General features: G+C 41.9%; 4 protein-coding genes and 1 tRNA gene. 4 read left to right on the top strand and 1 reads right to left on the bottom strand.

What is annotated here, in order from left to right:
• The first annotated feature begins 19 nt into the window (after window positions 1-19).
• From Xhom_RS24775 to Xhom_RS47330, 4 genes are all read left to right on the top strand, one after another.
• A tRNA-Phe gene (locus Xhom_RS24775) sits at window positions 20-95 on the top strand.
• Window positions 96-230: 135 nt separating this feature from the next.
• Window positions 231-554 (top strand): GrlR family regulatory protein, encoded by a 324-nt coding sequence (locus Xhom_RS24780; RefSeq protein ID WP_069315683.1) that lies wholly within the window; start codon window positions 231-233, stop codon window positions 552-554.
• 56 nt (window positions 555-610) lie between these two features.
• Entirely contained in the window at window positions 611-745 is a 135-nt protein-coding gene (locus Xhom_RS41230) for a hypothetical protein (RefSeq protein ID WP_257784757.1), read from the top strand.
• Window positions 746-956: 211 nt separating this feature from the next.
• A complete protein-coding gene (locus Xhom_RS47330) occupies window positions 957-1,115 on the top strand; it encodes a crAss001_48 related protein (RefSeq protein WP_418384909.1) in 159 nt (52 codons plus the stop codon).
• A gap of 565 nt (window positions 1,116-1,680) precedes the next feature.
• Here the strand turns inward: Xhom_RS47330 and Xhom_RS34810 are convergent.
• Window positions 1,681-1,888, bottom strand: a 208-nt coding sequence (locus Xhom_RS34810; RefSeq protein ID WP_211287915.1) for a hypothetical protein, incomplete at its 5' end; no start/stop codon positions are given.

Genomic DNA, 1,888 nt, shown 5'->3' on the forward strand with positions numbered 1-1,888 from the left:
GCGGGGCTTTTTTGTATCTGGAACTTTGGCGTAGAGGGTTCGCGCGGATGCCTGAAGAGCATTAGGACTCGGTTCGATTCCGAGAGGTTCCACCAAATTTTGCCACCAATCACTCACAGTGATTCTGCATTTTTTGTTGTCTTTTTGTGCTAACAGATTAGAGATGGTTAACTTTTTTCAGTAGTATTGATCGGCTGATTTTCAGCTTAATACTACTGCATGAGGTTAACATGAAGGATGGAATTTACTTTGTTTCTTTCCGAAGTAATGTTCAGGATTTCGGGAGCGGAGCTGTTGTAGTAAGAAATAATGTTATAAATGGTGGCGATTATGTGTGCACATACAGAGGAAGGCTAACTCACAATAGCATCACTCTGACTGTAGAGCAGCATAATAAAGAAGGCACCTCTGCTTTTGGGAATATATCTAAATTCAATCTTCTTTTATCAGTTCAGGAGACAAGTCTTGGCTATTCATTGAATGGTGTCGTTGAAGGAATGTCAGAACTGAAAATTGAAACACAAGCAAAATTCATCGGAGATCTAATTTCATAGTCTCCGACTGACTAAATAAAGGCTGCATGGTGCGGCCTTTTTTGTTGGAGAAAATCATGAAAAAGTTATGTATCGATCTCTGTATAAAGGTTTCCGGTAAAACCAAAGAGCAGCTCGCACTATCTTGGGCATTTCATTACTTTGTGACCCGTTCCAGATTCAAGGCCTATTGGCGTACAGTTTGTGGTTAAAGTTTGCTTTGTCATTAATAGCCTCATGCAGAAGCTTGGCAAAGTATTGTGCTTAAAGGTGGAGTTGCGCCCACCACTTCTTTAGTACTTTCAATTTCCTTTTAACCTACTCACCGGGGCTGACATAACTCACCCCACGGACGCCCATTGTTCTGATGGGGTGGATTATGCGTATGCCAAACAAAGACCCAAGCAGCTTTGTATTGATGAAATGAACGAACTCGATAAGAGGATTGAAAAGTTATCCGATTTCATCGGTGACTCTATCTATAACAAGTTAGAGGAAGTTGACCAATTTCTGCTGGCTGCTCAGTTATCAGCAATGAAGATGTATTCTGAGATTCTGCATAAACGGTTTAGACGATTCTGATTAACTACCAGAAGTTATTGAATACTCAGAAAACACATTGCCACCTCAGAGCCAATGAGACTGGGGTGGCAGGAGCCATCCTGTCTCCTGCTTGATTGTTATTATAAACAGAATTTAGTCGTTTTATCCGGATTTAACACAAGACAGGTAGCTATACACTCTGTATATGCTAAGGGTAATACAGCAAAAGGTAAGCAGACAACAGCATAAGTCTGCATCGAAGCTAAAAGAGTCGTGCCTGCTACTAGGCAAAGAAGAAGATATTTTTTCATAATCATTCTCCACATCTTTTACAACGTTATTATCACAAAAACTGGTAAATCTAATAAACCCATCTTCCCCCAATAACAAGCGAATAATGCTTAACAATTAGTTAACGCCTGAAACTAAAGTCAATATTTCTTTGCCTGCTCCCTGAGTGGTTAAAGGAATACCCAAGCCACCTGTCAGCACGGGCTGATGATGATTCTGGACACTACACGACTTCGCCTGCACAGGAACTCGCTACAGATCTCATCGTTGAGCAAGACGAACAGCCAGCCGCCCCGAAGAAACACAGCCGTGGTCACAATGTTGCGGTATCGAAAGAGGCAGAAAACAGTCCGGTACTGGCCGTCAAATTATTACGTGAGACTGATCTGTCTTCGAAGAAGATTAAGGCGAAGTTACAGAGCGAACCGGAAGCCCTGTCAAAGTTCACCGGTAAGTACATGGAAGAGCATGATCCGTCATGGGAGTTTCTGGATGATGAAGAAAAAGCCTTCAAAGCCATG

This window comes from Xenorhabdus hominickii, from assembly GCF_002632725.1.
In the GTDB taxonomy this organism is placed as follows: domain Bacteria; phylum Pseudomonadota; class Gammaproteobacteria; order Enterobacterales; family Enterobacteriaceae; genus Xenorhabdus; species Xenorhabdus hominickii.

What these genes read in the sequence shown, in the direction of transcription:
- Xhom_RS24780 (WP_069315683.1), top strand. Translation starts at nt 231, where the DNA reads ATGAAGGATGGAATTTACTTTGTTTCTTTCCGAAGTAATGTTCAGGAT.
- Xhom_RS41230 (WP_257784757.1), top strand. Translation starts at nt 611, where the DNA reads ATGAAAAAGTTATGTATCGATCTCTGTATAAAGGTTTCCGGTAAAACC.
- Xhom_RS47330 (WP_418384909.1), top strand. Translation starts at nt 957, where the DNA reads ATGAACGAACTCGATAAGAGGATTGAAAAGTTATCCGATTTCATCGGT.